The following is a 21,059-nucleotide window of genomic DNA, read 5'->3' as shown; positions in this document are numbered from 1 at the left end:
TAATTTATAACAAAATTAATTGTAAGGGTTATAATGATTACGGACATGCAGGATTGTTAAAGCAGGTCCATGCACCATCGCTATAAATTTTAAGACATCTTGCGGTAGTATCGTAAACCATCATTCCTTCCTGCGGTGTGGTTATCGCCGACAGCCCTGCTGTAGTTACACGGGATACTACAAAACCTTTGGAATTTGACTCTAAAACTATATGCCCTGATTTTCTTCCCATTGGCCAGTTATCAGCCGATGATGCTCTTTTTAGCAGAGTTATTCCCATTTTAGTTTCGGGGCCTGTTCCTGGTGTTATAGCCGGGTTATAACACACACAATTGTTTGTATTTCCGACATCGGTCGGAAGATAATAAGAAACCGTCATTGTGGTCGGACAGCTTACAACAAGTGGACTGTAAAATGCGTAATAAGTTCCTGGAGGAACAGCAGTGATGTTCGTAAGCTGGGTTCCAGAATCCCTTGTTATTGTTGTCCACCATTCTATAGTAGTTACACCAGGCGGAAGAGAACTGGGTTGAGCGTTTTGCAGATTAGCCAAAGTTCCTGTACAAATTTTCAAATCAGTAACAGCAGGTCCTGCTAATGCCCCACATATAGATAATGGCGCTGTATCCCCAAAATTATAAACTGTTTCTGTTCCTGAACCTGAGCTGTTATTTGCCATACTACCACTGATACGGTGTCCTACATATCCGAATTTTGTGCTACACTGCTTGATAATTAGTGTTGTGTGACCCCCTGTTTCCACAGCAATGAGGGTGTCAGTGCTATTAAGTTTAGTTGCATCATAAGCTCCTGTTATGCTTCCTGGCATTAATGTTGGGTCTACAGTAGCGCCTGTCGCCCCTAACATAGAATTGTTATTATTTCCCCATGCCCATAGCTTACCGTCTGCTGTCAGGATATTAATCGCAGCATAGTTTCCACCTTCATGTTCCTGTGGACTAATCCACACGACATTGGTAAGAAAATCACCGGCAGCAGCTGTTCGTTGAACCCTTACCCAAACATTACTGTCAACAGTTGAGAAGATCCCAAGCTGCCTGGATTCATTTTCGCCTAAACTATATAGATTTCCATTGGTAGCAAGTAAGAAATAACTTTGACCACTCGTTGAGTTTGTCATTCCAATCATTTTTATTGTGATACCTGCAGGTTTAGACATCAATGTGGCAAATGATCTATTCGTCGGCACATCGCTTGTTCCACCTATGCGAGAACCAGTTCCCCAAGTATACAGCTCACCATCCGAAGTCAATGCAAACATCGCGTTTAAAGTTCCCCTCATCGCAACGACATTATTTAAATCTGTAGTTGCATTTATTTTAACTCTGTGCCAAACTGCGTCAGTGACCGTAGTGCCATCGCCATTTTTTGAACCCCCATTGCTCAACATCCAAGCAGCCCCTGAGCAGGTAACAATTGCTAAAGTGTTTCTTGTACCAAACATCATTTTTACATCTGCAGGCAAGACTCCTGCCGGTAGCCCGTCAGATTTTGTACCTGTTACACCTGAAGTTCCTATCGCTACAGATCCAAAAACATTTGTACTCTTGATTGTAGGGTTAATCAGAGAGCCTGTCGCTCCACCCCAAACAAAGAGACCTGTAGTTGTCAATACTGCAAATTGCTGATTATTACTGTTACTGCCTGCAGCAATTTTTAAAATGGTGCCCGTCAATCCAGGATAGGTTGTGCTGTTCATTTCTTGTGGTATAAGGACGTTGTTGGTTTGACCAGTTCCATTAAAGGCTATGCCTTGTCCCCATACTTTGACTTTTCCGTCTGACTCTTTGACCATTGAAGAGTGAAATACACTCACCATGTTATCATACTCAATGGTGTTAGGAGTAGTACTATTAACATATGCATTTCCATTACAGCCAGATGAGCATAATCCTGTATTGCGACAATCGCTAACTGCAGCATTATATGCATTTCCGATTCCTTGGCCACCAGTAGCGGCAAGGGGAATGCCATTTGCATCAACACCACCTGCGATACTTCCATTTGCGTTAATCATGCTCTGCGTAATCAATTTATCACCTTCTATAGCATCGGGACATCCATCTGAATCTGAATCTCTGTCATATTCATTATTCAGTCCATCCGCGTTAGTGTCAAGTTCTAAAGGTAATTGAGAGCAGAAATCTGTAAAACGAACACTCTGTTCGTTGATTGAACCTCCTGTTGATGCGGTATAACCAAAAAACACTTTACTCGCCCCACCGAAATAACTTGTTATTGGAGTGGATGCAGGAAATGTGTAGCTTCCAGCGTTTATACCTCCGACAGTGTATGATAATGTTTTAGTGGTAAAATTCCATGTAATAACAACTTCGCGCCAAACATTATCTTCTAACTGACCAAGATCAGCTGCAGTTGTGAGCAGTCCTGCTCCCGACTGATTTGATGATACCCAGATTTGACCATGGTCATTAGCAATATCACCCTCAGCCGCTCCATTTTGATAGGTGTCTATTTCGAGGACGATACCATTTTGAATACCGTTTGCTCCCATACCACTTCCACTTCCTCCTACTGCGTTTACACCTAATGGAGAATTGTGAAAGACTGTTGCAATTCCGTCAGCTCCGTTATCATTAGCTCCGAGATTTGCTTCATAACGTAAAACGAAACTCTTTGAAAAATCAACTTTACCGTTACTCCAAGCTTGACCGCTCTGGTAAGTAATAGCCTGAGTTAAACGTATTTGTTTGCTGTTAATTTCAGTAGCGGATCCATTAAGTTTGAAAATATCGTCAACACTTGCGGTTTGGGAATATCCTCGTTCAATACAATCGAGAATTCCATCATTGTCATCGTCCAAATCAAGACTGTTAATAATTCCATCTCCATCAAAATCGTCATTAGGTCCCATTTGAGCGTTAAACGAGCCGAAGAAACCTAGGAAAAGCAGAATTGTTAGAATGGGTTTTCGATTCATCTTGTGGGAATCGAAGTAGCTGAAAAAATAGTTAAAGTTCATTTTAAAAAATATTGCAATAAGATTTGATGAGTCGAAGAAAATTAAATTACCTTTTAACAATTTGCTAATCAATAAAATAATTTTCTCAATATAATTTTTTAAGTGTGCAAATATATCATTTTTATGGGAAGCATTTTATGATTAGCATGAATTTAATGATAAGTTTAATGAATATTATTATTACAGATATTATGAAAAGGGCTTGAGCATTTTTTGAACTTAATCAGGCATTGAAAGTTTGCAAAATAGAGAAATCAAAATATACCACTAAATCAAGCATGCTGTTGATGGCTATAGTACCTCTCCAAAGAATTAATCGAACTTCTGTTGGTGCTATATTGTTACTAAAAGGAGTTTTAGTTTATATTTTATCAACAAATGTAAAAAGAAAAAGTATGAATTCTAAATAACACTGTTAACTCTTTATCTGACAGTATGGTGTATGATAACTTTCCTAATGTGTTATTAGTTTACAACCATACCCTATGGTAAATTTGGAGAAAAAAATAATCTTCTTAAGGAACAAAAATTAACCACCTCGTTAGACAGTTGTTGTTTTTATGTTCTGCTGTAAAATTTTAAGAAAAAAGATACTCTATATTATTAAATGGTTATCTGTTCCAACATCACCAGCCTCCATATGGCTTTTTAAGATCATTAACCTTCTCGTTTTTTGACTTTTTTACAAAAGGATGTTAATTACAAAAAAATAACAATTTAACACTGACGTAATACAGTTGATGGAGTTTCTTAAACAATTAAATATGAAAAATTACGTATTAAGCGCAATATTTTTGCTATTATTTACAAATTCCGCATTTTCACAATACTTTACCCTAGCACCAACAGGTTTCTTGTCTAAAAATAATTTGGATTATACTGTAGTGGAAGTTCCTGGTGCAAAATAGCAAGAGCTTTATGACAAAGTATTAAAGTCGATCAATACCCTATATTCAAATCCCAAAGATGGCTTAACCTTGGTTTCTGGGCAAGCTATTACTTTAGCAGCTTACAAGAATAAAGGACTTAAAGTATCCGCTGGCATCTCGCCTGTTTATTATAATGTCGATTATACCTTATCTTTTTTGTTTAAAAATGGAAAGATAAGAGGTAATAGTCCGACTTTTAATGCTGAAATTATGAACTACAACGGTACTTGGAATAAAATGAACGTGAAAAAATTTTATTTTAAAGGAAATGGTGAGCCTAAAGGAGAGAAAAATCATCAATTCTTAAACTCTTACTTTAATGGGGTGATCACATCCATCCTTGAAAAATCTGCCAATATTGATAATTCATGTATTGTTAGTACGTGCATGCAACTGATTCTCGAACATATCCCATAGAATAAATTTTGCTCTATGGGATATTTTGTTATTAGTTAGATTTTGTTTAAAAACTCTTTCTGAATCACTCTTTCTGATATCGATTCAAGGGTAGAAAATTTAATCGATAATTCCCGCAATTATTTCCTCTTGTCTCTGGACCTTTTTGATAATGACGTATTGTTGGACAGGATATGAGCTGCTTCATTCTCCTGTACTAAGTAAAAAATAAACGTGGAAGATATTTTACCGCAAGTGCCTGACGCAAAAAATATCTATATAATTTTACTTGCAAGAATGTACTTCACATTATAGAATCTACTTGCTCCTAAAAGTAAATACAGTATGCTACTATTGCATCCTTATAATAATGACTGAATTTTAAAAATTGATACCATGTGTAGATTGAGATAATTCATTTGTTATTATTTTAGTAATAATAACCGAATATGATTATAAACGACGAACTACTATTCAAACATGGAGCCATTCTGAAATCCTATGACGAAAATGATATTATTTTCAAAGAGGGTATTCAGGCTAAGTATTATTATCAGATTCAGGTAGGAACAGTGAAAATCTGTAACACATTTGATGACGGTAAAGAGTTTGCGCATGGCTTTCCATTCGTTGGTCATTGTTTTGGAGAATCCTATTTACTGACTGATAAGCCATATGCAATTAACGTAGTAGCTTTGACAGCTTCTGTAATAATTTGTTTGCCCAAAACTGCTTATTTAGATTTGGTTGTTGATAATCCTCAGGTTTTATTGGATGTCAATCGCTACACCGCTGAGCGTCTTCATTTCAGGTACTTAGTTTCTTCTTTTTTGGCGATAAGCGATCCACTGATAAAAATTCAAAAATTACTTGATCATTTGAAAGACTATTTTGGATACACAGAACTGTATAGTTTCCAAGTTCCTTTCACAAGAAATCAACTGGCAAGCCTTACTGGCCTGAGGGTTGAAACAATCATCAGAGTCATAAAAAAATGCAAGCATCAGGGATTCTCAAAATTGATCACAGTAAAATTTTTTATTAGTGTGAATCGAGTATGTCTTATGTGGATTTGCAGAATATTTAAAATAAAAACCCAACTAATATCAGGTTTATTGTCAAGTAAGTTATGATGAAAAAATTGAATTATAAGATTCAAAGCTTGTGCCATCATCTTAGGGAAAGAAGAAATTGTCAGATGATTTTAGCGTTTAGATGGTTCAACTCGGCAAGTAAAGGTTTGGCATTTTACCCAAATTTATTCTTCCAATTAATTTTTAGTTTGGAGTAGACTGGATTTTTTTCCGCCTGTTTCCATTTCTTATAAAAAATATCTCCTGACTTGGCTTTCTCAGGATCGCCAGTACCTTTCTCTAACTGCTGATATCCTTTTTCTGCATCGTATTTCTTGCCACCTTTATAATTAAAATATCTTCTGGCTCTTGTAAAGCCCATCTGAAGATATTTTCTTGCCATATCTGCACCGACGAAATCGTCTTGTTCAAGGTAATCCAAAAACATTGAGAATATTGTTTCAGAACTTATTTTGGCAATTTTCTCATTTTTGAACCGCCAGTGTTTGCCTATTTCAGATTTGTAAGGTTCACATATCAAAACCCCTTGTTCGCCTTTTCCAACTTTATACATTTCCGGATGAAGGCGATAGTCAATATCAGGTTTCCAGAAATAATCTTTCTTATTAAAGTTCAGATATGTTGGTTTTTCTGTGCTCATAGTAATCAGGTTACAAACAAGATGCCTTATTTGTAGATTAATTATTTTTAACAGCAAATTACCGTCAAGCGTTGGCATTATCGTTGTATTGAATCGATTTGAACAAATAATTTCATAACAAATTTTTTTCCATCTAAACCCTTAATTATATGAATAAAAATATATTGATTTTTAGTATTTCTGCGTTAAGTTTACTTAGCTGTAATAGTGATGACGATACTCCTGAAACGGAAATTAAAAAATATCCGGAATCATTTATCCTGACCCAAAACGGTGAGTCAACTACAACAAAAATAACCTACAATGATAAAATGCAGATTATTGGTTATTCCGAACCCAATTCAAACATTACCTTCCGTTATCAAGATGACAGGGTAGTGGAAGTAAGGGAAAACAATACTTCTGTTCCTTATGTTTTACAATACACCAATGGGATCCTGTCCGGATTAAAACATTATTCCAATGCGCACCCGGTAACCTACAACAGCCAGCAGAATAGCTATTCGGTAGGAAATTTATTGAGCTTCGGGCTTGAGGGTAAAGATATAGTCTATGTTAACAACGTTTCTGAAAATGAAAAATTTGTCTATGATAATAACAGGAAAGGACCTTTGTATAATCTACCTGATAAAAATTTATTTCCGGTTACGCTGTTTTCAACCTTTCAATACTACTATTTAAGCACCCGACCTATTCAGTCAATAATTTTGTCCAATAATGGTAAGCAGAATATTTTAAGTTCTGAAAATACTTATGATAGTGATGGTTATATTACGTCAATGACCTTAAAATCATCTACAGAAGAAGTTCTTAGAGTTGAATACAAATACTTACAGAAGTAATCTGTTTTAATTAATTTGTTAGAGTGTAACGATAAAGTTTTTATCTTATTCTTATAATTTTTGTTCTATCAGATCTCTTGAAAATATGCCTGCTAATTCGATTTTGCCTATATCAATAGCAATTATTTGATCTTCACGATATCATAATAGCTAATTTATTGTAAAGTTTTTGTCAGAAATTTTTTTAGTTGTATATTAGTTTTCTAATGGAAAAAGTTCAAGAATATCTTAATCAGCTAACTGCTATAGAGCGTAAAAACAGTCCAGAAACATTTTATTATCAGGGTGATTTTTCATTGCTTGAAACGGGACGTCGAGTTGCTGTAGTAGGATCGAGAAAGGTGTCGGATCTTGGAGTTAAAAGAGTTGGCTTGATTGTTAAAAAACTGGTTCAGAACAATATAACAGTAGTTAGTGGATTGGCTGAAGGTGTAGATACTGCAGCACACAGTTCCGCAATAAAGTACGGCGGTAATACAATTTCAGTCATTGGAACTTCGCTCGATCAGTATTATCCTAAAAAAAATAAAGATCTTCAGGATATGATTGCTAAAGAACATTTGCTGATCTCACAGTTTCCGAAAAGTTATCCGACAACCCCTAAGAATTTTCCAATGCGTAATCGAACGATGGCACTTATTAGTGATGCAACTATTATTGTGGAAGCAACTGAAAAGAGTGGCACTATGCATCAAGGCTGGGAGGCTCTTCGATTGGGCAGAAGTCTTTATATTTTGGAAAATATTATCTCAGAACATAATATATCTTGGGCTAAAGAAATGCTGCAGTATGGAGCGGAGATAATCACGAACGATAATATTCAGGATATTCTGGATGATCTTCCTTTCTTAACTTCAAAGGAGCTTTATGCAATTTGATTACCTGACATTGCTTGTATATTGTGCGAGGGGTAACTCTGAGAAAGCGAGGCTTTCGCAATTACATAAAGGTCAGTGTAAAAATGTAATCCAAAATTTGCAAGACAGCTAGCTGCAACAATATTTGACAGAGGAGTTGAAGGTTATTTTGCGGATTCAATTCTGATTCCTGTACCACGCAGCACTCCTTTAATTGATGGAGCTCTTTTTCCTACAAAAATTTTTTGTGAAGTTATGGTTAGAAAAACTTTGGGTAATAGGACATTTGCTGGCTTGCTTCGGACTCATGCTATTCCCAAATCAAGCGGTAATTTTACCGCTGCAACCAGACCTACTTTTGAAACTAATCTGAACAGTCTGTCTATTCAGCCACAGCTGGTAACAGAAAAGAATATTATTATTGTTGATGATTTTTTAACTCTGGGAAGATCAACATTGGCTGCGGCACTAAAGGTTAAAAAAGCATTTCCTGACAAAGAAGTAAAAATATTCAGTGCCTTTAGAACAAGAGGTAATGATCTGAATGTATTTGTTGACCCGCAACAGGGTACGATGAGTTTAAATGCGGCTCAAAATGATGTTATTTTACCGGATTAATTAATAAATTTTACTTATCCATTAACGGGATTAAATCTTCGTTATTTTCTTCCCTCTACTTTCAAAATTAGACTCAGAATATTTTTCAAATTTTTGAACTGATTTTGCCTGCTATTGATGATTAGTTCAATTACTATCTACTGCTCTATTTGCATCCGTTAAACAATATAGTTTCTGAATCATTACTAATTATTTTGCATAATATACCACTTAGTAATCTCCAAAGTAAAGTAATCTTTATCGAAATAATGTATTATCGAAAGGTTAATAATTTTTTACATAACTATCACCATTAGTTCGTACTTCTCGCCTAACCTGCATATTCAAACAGATAGTTTTTTCTCTCTCGCTCTTTTCTTTCAGAATAGATTTCAATGAAATCAGTTTGCTTTTGAGTTTCTCCGATTTTTAAAAGAAGATATATTCTGTTGTGTCTACGCAACAAAAATTTTTGGGTATTCGTAATTCACAAACTATGATTTATTTCTGGAACAGTCTTTGCAAAATATAAGACAACCAATTAAATATTAATATTAAATAAAAAGTTATGAATCACGACGCATGTGTTGAGGCATTGAACGACCTCATCAAAATCAACAATGACAGAATTGAAGGATATGCAAAAGCAATTGATGAATTGCAGGATGGTGAAAATAGTGATCTCAAATCATTATTTTCGGAGATGATCAGTGAGAGTGGCAAATATAAATCAGAATTACAAAGTAAAGTTGTTGCTTACGGTGGATCTACTGATGAGGGTACGACAACGTCTGGAAAACTTTACCGCGCATGGATGGATGTAAGAGCAGCTTTTTCGGGAGGAGACAGAGCCTCTGTGCTTAGCAACTGTGAAGCAGGGGAAGATGCAGCACAAAAGGCTTACAAATCAGCAATTGAAGATGAAGATGTTATGGAAGAAACGAAAGTATTGCTTCGTGAACAAAAGCAGTCTTTGAGAGTTTCGCACGATAAGATTAAAGCATTGAGGGATGAGGCCAAAGCTTAAATTCCATTAATTATTAAAAGATAGTCCGCCTCATTTTTTGAGGCGGATTTTTTTTTGTGTATCGTTTTATGAATTAGATTTGAATAGCAGTCTAAGAAGTAAACATTATGATTTGAATGCAGCCAATAACATATTTGAAAGCAAGTTTATGAGTCCGATTACTCTACATTACCTTTATATTTTTCTATATTATCGACATACAGAATGGAGCTGTACAAATCATATTTATATTGATTATTTTGATAAGTATTTTTCCCGGTTTTGTCTAATATAATAGAATTATGATCTGAATTATCAGGAAGAAACAGCTCGACTTTTGATTGATCTTCGCTTACCAGAATAAATGCACTGATTACCTCCTCACCTTTTTTAGAATTTATGGGATTTAGACGAAAACCTTGATTGAATATTTGAATACAGTCTTTTTTCAATTCACTCCAGGTTTGTCCTGCTGAGGCAATACATCCGTGGTCATTTTCATCATTTCCAACCGATTGTACTTGCTTACTTGAATTATCTGTGTTTTTAATAGGTTTATTACAAGCTGAAATACCAAGCGCACAGATGACGATTAAAGACAATTTTTTCATGAGATTTATATTTACGTCTGTATTTTACTACAATCCAAATGCCATATCTGAATATTTAATGATTTAATGTGAAGCAATCTTATAGACACAAATTTAAAGTGCAAAGATATACCCAATATTATTTTTTATAATGACATTACGATCTTGCCAATTGATATTTATAATATTTAAAAGCTTTGCTTTCTCAACAACTGAGCATCAATGAAAAAAATTACTAAAGACTAAAGACATAGTTTAGTAGTTATTTAAATTTTTAAAGATATCTTATTGAAAAGTATTAAATGATTTCATGGTCTTGATTTTGGTTTTGTATCACATTTTAGTATCGCTTTATAAAAAAATAAAAATTAATAAAATGAAATTAAAAATAAAAAGGCCATTAACCATGTAGTTTAGATTTGTTCTCATGCAACTTTTATTTTCTTTACCGTTTGTATTTAGCAATTAAGCATACGAAAATATGATTAAAAAAGGTCTTTATTTGTGGTTTATCTATTTTATTGTAATTTTCCTTTTAACGATTTGCATTCTGGTGAAAACTAATTATTACGAACTGATCAATGTAAGGCTTTACGATGAAAGATTAATCTATAATAATTTTATTATTTTTGAAAAGTGAAATAAAATCAAAGGAAATATAAGGTTATAAAAATGGAGTGGATAACAGTTCATGTGAATTCATTACGATATTCGATTATCGCAACAGAAAAATTGCAACTTTAAAGGAGAGTTTGTACTCAAATCTTCCTGAGTTTCTGGAGGCCCTGAAATGTTAAAGTATTGGTTGTTAGAACACTTCATAAAACGATTTTATGGATTAAATCTTTATTTTAATAATTACTATTTAGATGGCTGTTTACAAATGCTTTCTAAAAAGATTAGATTCAGATAAAATGCAGATTGTTTTATAATAAATGGAAGTTTAAATATTAAACTGTAATTAGGTCTGTAAATTGTTAATATGGAATACAAAGAAAAAATAAGGGAGTTACTTCAGGAAGGATATAGCTCAAAGGAAATATCTGATTACCTGAAAGAAAATAAATTCAAAACTTGCAGCATTAGTTCAGTCACTAATTATATTGCGAAATTAAAAAAAGAGTACAACGCAAAAACACGATTTGAACTTTCAGTATTACTGATGCGATAGTTTCCAAACATATTTTGAATTTGAACGACAAGATTTAAAATCAATGAAAAAAAAATTGTCGTTCTCAAAACAGTCTTCGGAAAAGGTTCTCATTCGAAGAAAAACTCTTTAATATTCAGCAACTTTCAGCACTTACAAAATAAATACTGAATTCATGGTAAAAAGTAGGATCAGAACAACACTAAAAAAGGATTACAATCCCTAGCCTGAAGTGAAAACATCCAATACGTTTATTGAGTTAAGGTTAATTAGAATTGATTTTCCACTTCCGCAGCTTCCAGCATCAGATTATGAAGATCTGTATTTTTTACAAACGGTTTTAATAGCTGACTACCGGGACCGTACATCGCCAGTTCAACGTGATCAGCACTGTGATCCATACTAATCCATCCTACATTGTTGTGTTTTTTCTGAATATCAGAAAATGCTTTGTATGGAAGGTTTTTATAGTTGTACAATCCGCTTTCAGATTTTTCCAAGCCTTTATAAAAGTTGAGTAAATGATTGGCATCTTCATCAGCAATCGAGATTCTATTGTTCTCATAAATCCAGTCTTTAATTTGCTGCAAATTAAAATTTGGTTTGATATTATTTAAAACAAACTCATTGGTAAATTTGTAATGAGAGATCGACTCAAAATTTTTCGTAGCATCTGCACCGTAGATAATTCCCGGATTGGCGTTTCCATGATCTGTGGTTATAATGACAAGCGTTTGCTTATCTTTCTCAGCAAAGTCCATAACCACTTTAATAGCTTCATCAAAAGCGAGCTGATCATGAATCAATCCTGCAATATCGTTAGCGTGAGCGGCCCAGTCAACCTTTCCTGCTTCAATTTGCAGGACAAAACCTTTTTTATGACTTTTCATCTGATCGATGGCGGCTTTTGCCATTTCTGCCAAACTCGGTTTTGTATTCAGAGCCTGAGTATTATTTTTATCAATGCTGTATGGTAACGCACCTGAATTGAATATTCCCAAAACAGGTTTTTCTTTTTCCAGATTTTGCAAAGACGCTTTGTCTTTTACAATTTGATAGCCTTTCTGAGCATATTTGGCATAAACATCTTTTTTGTCTTCTCTTTTTTCAGGGTTGAAAAACTCGTCGCCTCCACCCATTAAAACATCAAAGCCAAAGTCTGCATACATTTCCGCAATTTCGGGTTCTGCATTTCTTTTGGGTGAATTGATGCAGAATCCGGCAGGAGTTGCGTGTGTTATGGTTACCGTTGTTACACAACCAGCCTTTTTACCCTTTTTCTTGAATTTCTGCCAAATCGGAAGATTAAATTCTCCATTTTCGTTAACGTTCAAAGAGCCGTTTTTTACTCGTTTTCCACCTCCAAAAGCCGAACTTGCTGCAGCAGAATCTGTCACGATAGAACTCGCAGAAGCTGTATCCATCAAAGCTCGGGATACTTTATTCTGATGATATAGATCCATCCAGTGACTTTCTTTACCTAGCACATTCCTGGAATAGATATTCGCCATGGAAAGTGTACCGCTACTCATTCCGTCACTGATCATGAAAATAATATTCTTCGCTTTTTTTCCTCTAAATACTACGTCGGATTCGCTTTCTTTTCCAAATAAATCTAGTGGATCGAGTGAAAGTGCTCCCGTTAATAATGCTGTTCCTTTTAAAAAATGCCTTCTGTCCATTAGTTCTTATTATTTATTTTAGGCTAAATTATTTTTAATTAAAAAACTCAGTATCAATAGAATATTAATATTTGTTTAAATATGTTGTGGGAAAGGATCCGCAAAGTTGATCTGCTGGTCAAACATATATTTTTCATTGTCTTTCAACAGGCATTTTTCAAGTTCAGCAATCATCGTTTCTTTTTCCAAATCCTGACCGATGAAGACCATCTCGTTTTGTCGGTCACCCCAGGTTTTGTCCCATTTGCTTTCAATAAACTTTTTATTTTCTGCAAATGAACTATACATTTCACGTTCGCTCATCGGCATGCTGCACCACCAGACTCCTGCTTTTTCCAATCTGAATGAACCTCCGGCCTGAGAAAAATTTAAAGCATCATTAGGTCTCGAGGCGATCCAGAAAAGTCCTTTCGCACGCATCACACCTTCAGGATAATTTTCATTAAGGTAATTGTAGAATCTTGTAGGATGGAATGGTTTGTTATGTCTGAAAACAAAAGAGGAAATTCCGTATTCTTCAGTTTCCGGTGTGTGATGCGGGTTTTGCAGTTCCTTTTGCCAACCTGCAGAAAGCTGAGCCGTTTCGAAATCAAACAAACCAGTGTTGAGAATTTCTTTAGGATTTACTTTTCCAAATTCTGAGCTAATGAATTTTGCATCTGGGTTCAGTTTTTTAATGGCTGCTTTGAGGAATTTCACACTTTCTTCCGTTAGCAGATCGGTCTTATTGAGAATAATGACGTTCGCAAACTCCACCTGATCAGTAAGAAGATTGACTATGGTCCTGTAATCGTCCTCAATGTCGGTAAGATCTCTGTCCATCAACAATTCGTTAGTTCCGAAATCTTTAAAAAAATTAAAACAGTCAACAACTGTTACCATTGTATCGATATAGCTGAATTGTGACAAATCAATTCCGCTTTCTTCGTCTGTATAAGAAAAAGTCTGGGCAATCGGCAGTGGTTCTGCAATTCCGGTTCCTTCGATTATAAGGTAGTCGAAGCGGTTTTCTTTTGCCAGTTTTTCCACTTCTACCAAAAGATCGTCTCTCAAAGTACAGCAAATGCAGCCGTTGCTCATTTCAACAAGAGATTCTTCTGTTCTTGAAAGTACGTTTTGATTTTCCACCGAGCGGGCATCAATATTGACCTCGCTCATATCGTTTACAATAACGGCGACCTTCAGACCTTGTTTGTTGTGTAAAACGTGATTGAGTAAAGTAGTTTTTCCGGCTCCTAAAAATCCACTGAGTACGGTAACAGGAATTCTTTTCTGCATGATAGGCTAGTATTATTTAAGGTTTATGATTTCTAAAGTTTAATAAATGTGCGCTAATTAATCCCAACGCCCCAACAAGAATCAACTCTGAATGGAGATGAAACATCAAATCAAGACCAACGGAAATACCGATTGTAATAACGGAAGCCCAAAACAACAAACGAAGCCAACGGTTTTCTGCTTTTTTCGTTATTCTAAACACGATTGCTGTTCCAATGATGAAAAAGAATAAATCGATGTACGCATTATGAGATATTCCAAGTGGAACGATCATCAGTAAAGGAAATGCAACGCAATGGATTAAACAGATTATAGCCGCGGATGCTCCAAGAATATCTATAATTTTTGTTTTCATTTTATCTTATTGTAACTTTGTTGCAAAAGTAAACAAAATTTCAATAATTGCAACTTCGTTGCATTAATAAATATGAAACAGATTAGAAATACCAAATCAAAGACAGAGATTTTAACTCTGATAAATTCATCAGAAGTGGCTTTATCTCATGCCGAAATTCATACCGCTTTGAATGGGTTGTGCGATCGTGTCACGATTTATCGTGTATTAGACAGGCTTTCTGAAGAGGGCGCTGTTCATAAAATTGTGAATGTTGATGGCGTGGTAAAATATGCGATGTGCCATAATTGCGAAACTAAGCACAATCATGATCACTTGCATTTCAGTTGTGAAAACTGTAAGAAAGTAGTGTGCATAGAAAATGTAGTTCCTGAAATTCAGTTGCCAGCAAATTATGTTATTCATGATTACAATTTTGTGGTAAGTGGAATTTGTCCAGATTGCGGTTAGGATTTTAATATTAATTTATAGCAACATTGTTGCATTTAATTACAGTTTTCTTACTTTTGTGATGAGAAAATTTTAATGAAGAAGAAATACAGATATACAGCATTCCTTTTGGCGCTAATTTTTATAGCGTCTCAGTTGCTTCATGTCTTTCATGATCATTCTTCAGAAGTCCGTCAATATCCGGTAGAAAGATCAGATTTATTAGAATACTCAAAGCTTGAACAGAAAAGATCTTTTGTTGAAAAATCTTCTTTTGCGGATCATCATTGTGTCGCCTGTTTCCATTTCGCCCATCATTTTGGTGAATCAGATCATTCTCATTCCTATGTTGCAAATCTGATTTTAATATTCACCCTGTATTCAGTATTTTATTTTTCATTTTTTATACTGAAAAGCAGATTATATTCTTTGTTTTTGCTCAGGGGACCGCCCTCTATTGTAGCTTAATTCTTTCCTTTTTTTCTATTCTCTTTTTAACAAATGTTCCTGCGGTGAAGGAATAAAATATGGGTTTATATTATGATCTCCTGCTTAAAATAAAGGCAAAATGATCAATAAGCTACTTTTTTTACATCTGATTTCTGTATAGAATTCAGCTATCCGATTTTTATCAATTTTTATAATTTAAATATCTATTCGTTATGAGAAAACAAAGTTTTACTCTTTTATTGGCTGTGGCTTCAAGTCTGTTGGCGGCTCAGCAAACCACGCTTCAACATTTTGATCCCACAGTTACCACTCCGGTCATTCAGGGTTATGGTTCAGGTGTAGGTTACTACACCGGGCATAATTCTTATGGAGATGAAGAATTTGCGGAGAAATATGAAATCTCCGGATCTGCGCAGCTTGTAGGAGTTTCTGCTATTCATTTAGGACAGGACGGAACCGCCACCTTAAACGCAAATTACAAAGCTTATACCGTAGCTGCCAACGGACTTCCAGGATCACAACTGGTAAGTAAAACGGTAGCTTATTCACAAATTCCTGTTAATGGCACGCTTACATCACAGTTATTTTCAACTCCGGTGAACGTCACGGGAAGTTTTTTTGTCTCATTTAATTTAGGCGATTATTCGCATGGTGGCTTGGGAACAAAAAGAATTGCGGTTTCTCATAGTCCGCATGGCTCGAGACCGTCCTCAGATCTAGGTATTTATGGAAGAAATGCTATCCGTTTTCACAGCCATGGTGGTGCACCGGATTGGGTAGACTATCAGACTGAAAATTTTAGTAATTATTCACCTGATTTATATTTCTCTTTATTCCCTATAGTAGAGCTAAATGCTTTGTCAACGGTAGAATTTAATAAAAAGGGCAGTATCGGTGCTGTTTACCCTAATCCTTCTTCGGGAAATTTCCGAGTACCCGTGCAATCAGATTCTGGAGGAGATATTGAATTAAAACTTTTTGATATGTCCGGAAAGCTGATTTCAGAGAAAAAGGAGCGACTTTCATTCGGAAAAAATGAAGTTTCTTTTAGCGATCAGAATTTGCACAAAGGGGTTTACCTGCTCTTGATTAAAACACCTGAGGGAAGTATTTCTCAAAGAGTAGTTATTCATTAAGAATACATTCATATTTTTTCATATTAATTTGGAGCCATTTCGTTTTTTTTAGCGAAGTGGCTTTTGGTTGATACGAATTATCATTAAGAAATATAGTGCAAGTATGATAAAATAAACCTTAGAAACGATAAATTACTACTGTTTTTTGCCATACAGTGAGTGGATCTCTGTAGCTGTGTCACTAGAGGTAATCTAAAAATATTGCTTTCATTAAAATGCTCGAAGTTGAATGAAAAAAACGCTGTGGAAAGCACAAGTGCACGTAAAAATAATGATTAAATTTTTTGAGACTTGTTTTAGTATCATAAATACAAAACCCGACAAGGGTCGGGTTAATTGTTAAATTTGAGTGTTATGATGAAAAATTATTATCTAATATTCAAAATCTATACCGGCATGCAGCATTTATGGTTATTCATTGTAAATGTTGATCTTAAAATATAACTGTTCTTCATCATTTCGTTTTAGCCCTATGATTTACCTTTATTCGATATAATGCAGAAATTTTTTCTTTATTTCATCTTTGATATAATCTTCATCTTCTTTACTCAAAAATCCCAAAGGTGCGTAATCCGTGTATTTCTTTTTAAAATCTTCCACCGCTTTATAGTATACGTTATCTTTTTGAATGTAGGGAGAATGGTATCGGCTAATCTCTTCAAATTCTCTTTGAATATCACTAAAAAATATTTTAAAATATACTCTGTCGTTAATTTCTCTTTTCCACATCAGCAGCCAGTTGATCTGGCTCGCTATTGTGTTGGTGTTTTCGGGATATCTTAACTCCTGCATTAAAAAAAATCGGGGATGATTATTTGTAAACCTGCATAGAAGATCATACTCCTTACCCGTTCTTTTGTTGTAATCTTCAAGATTGAGTTGAGCGATTTTTAAATTTTCTGCATTTTTGTCAATTGTTTCCTGATGAACTTCTTTATCAAATGAAATTGTATTCACGTCAATTTTTTTTTACTAAATATACTTCTGCTATCATTAGCCATTTTAAATGGTGATTTTCAGAATAATTCCAGTTCAAATTGTTGCTAAATGCATACCAAAAAAAGAATGAAATAGATTTTTTTTGAATGAGATAATTTAATATGAATACTTAGAAGATATTGTGCTATTTAATGGATTTTATTGGAAACCTGAAATGTATAATAAGATAATCAGAAAAACCATAAAAGTAAATTTTACAATATTACAATCATATTTTTTATTACAAAGATTCTCTTATCACAAATTGTAAATAACTAATTGCTCTGTAAAGCTATCCGCTTTTTCTCTAGCAAATATATTCCGTTGTCCCTGCGGAAAAAAATCTTTTTGGGTATCCGTAATCGGAGATTACAGAACCTCCGCAAAAAGATTTCAAGCTTTATCAATGTGCTTTCTTATTGTTTTCAAGGAATTGATTGCAGTTTTCCTTGTGCCTGCCTGAATGGTAATTCTGCATAGAAAAGTCAGAAACCTCACAAGATGCAAATGCAGTTCATTGAAATTTTAACCCTTTATTATTCTTTTAGTATAAATCATTATATGAGCTTTTAATAAAAGATAAATTATAGAATCTATGCTTATGTAAATTTTCAGATTTACGATAAAGTAAAAATAGAAAAGGTCAAGATTTCCTTCAAGCTGCAATCTACAGGTTTTTAATGGTAGGTGCGGGAAATTAAAGGTCTCCGCCGCACACGGAGCAAGTCTTATGAAATTCAATATTGTAAACGAAATTAAGTTGAGTTATTCAAGAAAGGGAAATTGTGAAAAGTTAATCACATCTTCTGTGGATGCGGTGGATATTTTCAGGGAGCATTTTGATGCGGAGGAAATGGATTACAGGGAATCTTTCTTTGCCTTGTATCTGAATCAGGCGAATAAGGTTTTGGGGATTAAGAAAATATCTGAATGTGGGATTTCTTCGACGTTGGTGGATGTTAGGATTGTGATGCAGGCGGGTCTTCTTTGCAATGCTTCGGGAATTATTGTTGCGCATAATCATCCTTCAGGAAATTTAAAACCTTCTAGTTGTGATATTAAGATGACTGTACAGATTAAAGAGGCTTCGAAAATTATGAGTATGTCGTTGCTGGATCATGTTATTTTGACTTCGGATGCGCATTATTCTTTTGCGGATGATGGGATGATTTGATATAGGTTTTGGTTGGTTGGTTGGTTGGTTGGTTGGTTGGTTGGATGGATGGATGGATGGATGGATGGATGGATGGATGGATGGATGGATGGATGGATGGATGGATGGATGGATGGATGGATGGCGTGTCAGTAGTTTTTAGGTATTAGGTTAGTGTAAATTGGTTCAGGTAGGTAGGTAGGTAGGTAGGTAGGTAGGTAGGTAGGTAGGTAGGTAGGTAGGTAGGTAGGTAGGTAGGTAGGTAGGTAGGTGTGGGTTTTTGACTAATTGAGAGTGGTAAGAATGTAAGTGTAGCTACTACATGGTCTAATGTTTTTGATGTTTTGAGGGAGGGTAAGCGGGTTTGGGTAGATGGTTGGATGATGGGTAGTTTATTATTTGAGTAGGTTAGTAGGTATGATGAGAAATTATGGAGCGAACATTTCTAAAAGATTAAGAAAAAATGCATTGAAAATGAAAACAAATTTTAAAGTATAAATGTAAAATGAATTTTAGAATATGAAGACAACATTTGAATTTTCAGTTGAATCGTTGCTTTTTGGATTTGAGAATCCTAAAGGCAATATCGAACAGGTTTTATTTGCTAAGAAAGTGGCGGAATATGAAGGAATATCGTATTGTAATCGGTTGGCTAAATTGAGTTTTGCAGATGATTCTGTGAATACAGCAGTGGCGGGAGCGGTTCCTTTGGATGAAACTTTGGTTTTAGGTTATGAGGGTTGGAGTGACAGTGTTTTCCATTTGTGTATCCGTAGTGGAAGGACTGCAATTCGTATGGCTACGGGGAGTTTTCCGAATAGGGAAATTGTTATGTATGACGATTACAGCAATGCTGTTCTTCTTAATAAATTGAGTGAGGAGCAAGTCAGAGAGGTTTTTGATTTTATATGGAAAAATATGGATTTGATGCAGCCTAAGCCCGGCTATATGTTTAGGGAGGATTGAAAGAATGAAAGTTTAAAATCTGAAATAGTATGAGATTATTTTGAATTCTGAGAAAATACAAATCACAAAATAACAATTAATAAAAATATTATGAATAATACAGCAAGTTATACAGCAAATTCAGCAGTCAGCACTTTATTGGTGCTTCGTCACAGTAGCAATTCCGTTGGAATTGTGCAGTCCGTAGCACCCAACGGAAATCTTATTGAATTGGAACCTGAAAGTAATGGTTTAGATACTATGATGAGGATTGATTCTACGGCAGGTTCGTTCATGGATTTCTATGCAGATTTTTATCATCAGCTAAAAAATCCTGACGAATTTTCATTTTTTAAGGTGACGGAATTTGAAGCACATGAAACAGCGAAAGGTTTGCAGGAGTATGTAAATAATTCGTCAATGATTGAGAAAGAGGAATTGAAAAAGTATGAAGTTTCGATTGATATAGTGGATGCTTTGAGAAATAAAAAGAATTTGGATGGAGTTGATCGGGAGAGTTCTTATACGGAATCAGCTTCTGTGGCTGTTAATCCAAAATACCGTTTTCAGGTCGAAGATGTAAATTGGGATGCGATGGCTGATATAGGTCTTGATAAAGCGAAGTTGGAGGAATTGGATGTGTTGGAATGTTTGCTGAAAGGATATAAAACGCCAGTGTTGATTCCTGTTAAGTGTAATGATAATGGAGATTCGGATGAAACGGCAGGTGCACGATTGCAGTTAAAGTTAGATGATAATGGGGAAGTGGTGGTTCATGTTCATCGGGTACAGAATAGGGTTGATTTCAGAAAGAAGTTTTTGGGACATAGGTTTTCTAAGGAGGATCGGTTGAATCTTTTGTGTTGCGGGAATATGGGCAGAGTGGTGGAGCTTGTTAATCCTGTTACTGGCGAGCGGGTTTCGTCGCTTGTAAGTTTGGATAAGTTAACCAATGAATTGTTTTCTTTAAGGATGGAGTTTGTGAGGATTCCGAAGGTGATTTGTGGTGTGGTTTTAAGTGAGGAGCAAACGGAGGTTCTTCATAGTGGGAAGCAATTGTATGTTGAAAATATGTTTTCTAAAAGTAAAAGGCTTTTTAATGCTACGTTGCAGTTTAATGCGGAAAAGCAGTGGGTGGAGTTTTTCTTTTATAAGAAAGTGAAAGTTCACGGCTTAGCAAATGGAGTTAGTGTTGGAATTCCGACGGTTTTTCGGGGAAGGTATCTTCGTAAATGGCAGATGGATAAGTTGAAGGCTGGAGAAGCAGCTTATATTAGTGGGTTAATCAGTGAGAAAGGGAAGGTGTATCAGGGATATATTCATTTTGATGAGGAAGTGGGGAAGATTGTGTTTTCTTTTAAAAAGCCGAGATAAGATTTGATGTTGTTTTTTTGAGATATTTTTTGAATTGATTTAGATTTATTAAAAATGGATTAGGGAACTGCAAGTTGGAAGGCTTGCAGTTTTTTATACGTGTATTTTGGTGTGTGGTTCTGATTTTCAAGTACTGTATACTTTACGTTAGCTATGAATGGGCGTTATTGTGTC

General features: G+C 35.0%; 19 protein-coding genes. 12 read left to right on the top strand and 7 right to left on the bottom strand.

From position 1 onward, the window contains the following. Positions 1 to 37: 37 nt before the first annotated feature. Positions 38 to 3,064, bottom strand: coding sequence for a lectin-like domain-containing protein (locus tag MTP08_RS10480; protein ID WP_243575941.1), 3,027 nt, complete (start codon positions 3,062 to 3,064; stop codon positions 38 to 40). Between the two features lie 1,079 nt (positions 3,065 to 4,143). Between MTP08_RS10480 and MTP08_RS10475 the strand changes: the two genes are divergently transcribed. Both MTP08_RS10475 and MTP08_RS10470 read left to right on the top strand, forming a co-directional pair. Continuing rightward, positions 4,144 to 4,350 (top strand): hypothetical protein, encoded by a 207-nt coding sequence (locus tag MTP08_RS10475; protein ID WP_123947131.1) that lies wholly within the window; start codon positions 4,144 to 4,146, stop codon positions 4,348 to 4,350. A 428-nt stretch (positions 4,351 to 4,778) separates the two neighbouring features. After that, complete coding sequence (locus tag MTP08_RS10470) at positions 4,779 to 5,462, top strand: Crp/Fnr family transcriptional regulator (protein ID WP_243575940.1); 684 nt, start codon at positions 4,779 to 4,781, stop codon at positions 5,460 to 5,462. Between the two features lie 115 nt (positions 5,463 to 5,577). Here MTP08_RS10470 and MTP08_RS10465 read toward each other — a convergent pair whose 3' ends face one another. Next, a complete protein-coding gene (locus MTP08_RS10465) occupies positions 5,578 to 6,063 on the bottom strand; it encodes a DUF4385 domain-containing protein (RefSeq protein ID WP_065721563.1) in 486 nt (161 codons plus the stop codon). Positions 6,064 to 6,212: 149 nt separating this feature from the next. Here MTP08_RS10465 and MTP08_RS10460 point away from each other — a divergent pair, with 149 nt between their 5' ends. From MTP08_RS10460 to MTP08_RS10445, 4 genes are all read left to right on the top strand, one after another. Beyond that, complete coding sequence (locus tag MTP08_RS10460; RefSeq protein ID WP_123865326.1) at positions 6,213 to 6,905, top strand: hypothetical protein; 693 nt, start codon at positions 6,213 to 6,215, stop codon at positions 6,903 to 6,905. Positions 6,906 to 7,111: 206 nt separating this feature from the next. Next, positions 7,112 to 7,783, top strand: coding sequence for a DNA-processing protein DprA (locus MTP08_RS10455; protein ID WP_123865327.1), 672 nt, complete (start codon positions 7,112 to 7,114; stop codon positions 7,781 to 7,783). Positions 7,784 to 8,017: 234 nt separating this feature from the next. Further along, the gene (locus MTP08_RS10450) at positions 8,018 to 8,380 is read left to right on the top strand and encodes a phosphoribosyltransferase (protein ID WP_123865328.1); all 363 of its coding nucleotides are present in this window, start codon (positions 8,018 to 8,020) and stop codon (positions 8,378 to 8,380) included. 547 nt (positions 8,381 to 8,927) lie between these two features. Further along, the gene (locus tag MTP08_RS10445) at positions 8,928 to 9,386 is read left to right on the top strand and encodes a ferritin-like domain-containing protein (RefSeq protein WP_123865329.1); all 459 of its coding nucleotides are present in this window, start codon (positions 8,928 to 8,930) and stop codon (positions 9,384 to 9,386) included. Between the two features lie 158 nt (positions 9,387 to 9,544). On the opposite strand, the gene MTP08_RS10440 is transcribed toward MTP08_RS10445, so the two are convergent. From MTP08_RS10440 to MTP08_RS10425, 4 genes are all read right to left on the bottom strand, one after another. After that, complete coding sequence (locus MTP08_RS10440; RefSeq protein WP_243575939.1) at positions 9,545 to 9,976, bottom strand: hypothetical protein; 432 nt, start codon at positions 9,974 to 9,976, stop codon at positions 9,545 to 9,547. A 1,398-nt stretch (positions 9,977 to 11,374) separates the two neighbouring features. Beyond that, positions 11,375 to 12,787, bottom strand: a complete 1,413-nt coding sequence (locus MTP08_RS10435) for an alkaline phosphatase (RefSeq protein WP_123865331.1) — start codon at positions 12,785 to 12,787, stop codon at positions 11,375 to 11,377. A 75-nt stretch (positions 12,788 to 12,862) separates the two neighbouring features. Then, entirely contained in the window at positions 12,863 to 14,065 is a 1,203-nt protein-coding gene (locus MTP08_RS10430) for a GTP-binding protein (RefSeq protein WP_243575938.1), read from the bottom strand. Between the two features lie 16 nt (positions 14,066 to 14,081). Further along, on the bottom strand, positions 14,082 to 14,420 hold the full coding sequence (locus MTP08_RS10425; protein ID WP_123865333.1) for a MerC domain-containing protein: 339 nt from the start codon (positions 14,418 to 14,420) through the stop codon (positions 14,082 to 14,084). A gap of 72 nt (positions 14,421 to 14,492) precedes the next feature. Here MTP08_RS10425 and MTP08_RS10420 point away from each other — a divergent pair, with 72 nt between their 5' ends. Continuing rightward, positions 14,493 to 14,870 (top strand): Fur family transcriptional regulator, encoded by a 378-nt coding sequence (locus MTP08_RS10420; protein ID WP_159745853.1) that lies wholly within the window; start codon positions 14,493 to 14,495, stop codon positions 14,868 to 14,870. Between the two features lie 641 nt (positions 14,871 to 15,511). After that, on the top strand, positions 15,512 to 16,435 hold the full coding sequence (locus tag MTP08_RS10415; RefSeq protein ID WP_123865335.1) for a T9SS type A sorting domain-containing protein: 924 nt from the start codon (positions 15,512 to 15,514) through the stop codon (positions 16,433 to 16,435). A 483-nt stretch (positions 16,436 to 16,918) separates the two neighbouring features. Here MTP08_RS10415 and MTP08_RS10410 read toward each other — a convergent pair whose 3' ends face one another. After that, entirely contained in the window at positions 16,919 to 17,392 is a 474-nt protein-coding gene (locus tag MTP08_RS10410) for a hypothetical protein (protein ID WP_123865336.1), read from the bottom strand. Positions 17,393 to 18,143: 751 nt separating this feature from the next. On the opposite strand from MTP08_RS10410, the gene MTP08_RS10405 reads away from it, so the two are divergent. From MTP08_RS10405 to MTP08_RS10395, 4 genes are all read left to right on the top strand, one after another. After that, the gene (locus MTP08_RS10405; protein ID WP_243575937.1) at positions 18,144 to 18,587 is read left to right on the top strand and encodes a JAB domain-containing protein; all 444 of its coding nucleotides are present in this window, start codon (positions 18,144 to 18,146) and stop codon (positions 18,585 to 18,587) included. Between the two features lie 12 nt (positions 18,588 to 18,599). Next, the gene (locus MTP08_RS14790) at positions 18,600 to 18,722 is read left to right on the top strand and encodes a hypothetical protein (RefSeq protein ID WP_262921839.1); all 123 of its coding nucleotides are present in this window, start codon (positions 18,600 to 18,602) and stop codon (positions 18,720 to 18,722) included. A 363-nt stretch (positions 18,723 to 19,085) separates the two neighbouring features. Continuing rightward, complete coding sequence (locus tag MTP08_RS10400; RefSeq protein ID WP_243575936.1) at positions 19,086 to 19,532, top strand: hypothetical protein; 447 nt, start codon at positions 19,086 to 19,088, stop codon at positions 19,530 to 19,532. A 90-nt stretch (positions 19,533 to 19,622) separates the two neighbouring features. Next, entirely contained in the window at positions 19,623 to 20,885 is a 1,263-nt protein-coding gene (locus tag MTP08_RS10395) for a DUF3945 domain-containing protein (protein ID WP_243575935.1), read from the top strand. Positions 20,886 to 21,059 lie beyond the last annotated feature (174 nt).

It is taken from the genome of Chryseobacterium oryzae (assembly GCF_022811665.1).
GTDB lineage: Bacteria > Bacteroidota > Bacteroidia > Flavobacteriales > Weeksellaceae > Chryseobacterium > Chryseobacterium oryzae.
The sequence above is the reverse complement of the archived record's forward strand: the minus strand, read 5'-3'. Positions and strand labels throughout refer to the sequence as shown.